Origin of the sequence: Mycobacterium interjectum (genome assembly GCF_900078675.2) — a bacterium.
Classification (GTDB): domain Bacteria; phylum Actinomycetota; class Actinomycetes; order Mycobacteriales; family Mycobacteriaceae; genus Mycobacterium; species Mycobacterium interjectum.
Window position 1 is genome coordinate 1 of sequence record NZ_LT546244.1, and the last position, 812, is coordinate 812.

Genomic DNA, 812 nt, shown 5'->3' on the forward strand with positions numbered 1-812 from the left:
AGGATGGGCTGCGTCGACGACGTGGCCCACGGCAGGGTGTGCGACCGCGTCGCCCGGCTGAAGTCGTCGAAGCGCAGCCGCAGCACCACCGTGCGACCGGTGCGGCCGGCGGCGCGCATCCGTGCGGTGATGCGATCGATCAGGTTCACCACCACCGCGTCGACCTCCGCGGCCGACATGCGGTTGCCCGCACGGCCCAGCGCCCGTTGCGCGCCCACGGATCGCCGGCGCACCCCGGTGGTCACCCGGCGGCGGTCGATGTTGCGGGACAGCGCATACAGTTGGCGGCCCATGGCCCCGCCCAGCATGGAGGACAGCGTCGACTCGCTGAGCTCGGCGACGTCGGCGACGGTCGCGATGCCGTGGCTGTGCAGCCGCTCGGCGGTCTTGGCGCCCACGCCCCACAACCGGCGCACCGGCAGCGGGCGCAAAAACGCCAGCTCCTGGTCGGGCGGCACCAGCAGCAGCCCGTCGGGCTTGGCTTCCTGGCTGGCCACCTTGGCGAGAAATTTCGTCCGGGCGATGCCGACGGTGATCGGCAGGCCGACGCGGTCGCGCACGTCGGCGCGCAACTTTTCGGCGATCTGGACCGGGGTGCCGGCGACCCGGAGCAGCCCGCCGACATCGAGGAAGGCCTCGTCCACCGACAGCGCCTCCACGATCGGTGTGCAGTCGCGAAACACCTCGAACACGGCGTCGCTGGCCCGGCTGTAGGCCGTCATCCGGGGCGGCACGATCACGGCGTGCGGGCACAGGCGCCGGGCCTGCGCCCCGCCCATCGCGGTGCGCACGCCGTGGGCCCTGTCTCTTCT

The 812-nt window shown here is 72.9% G+C and carries 1 protein-coding gene; it reads right to left on the reverse strand.

The annotated features are described in order from the left end of the window. Positions 1 to 812: Y-family DNA polymerase (locus BN4348_RS59000; RefSeq protein ID WP_066917771.1), on the reverse strand; the 812-nt coding region annotated here is incomplete at both ends.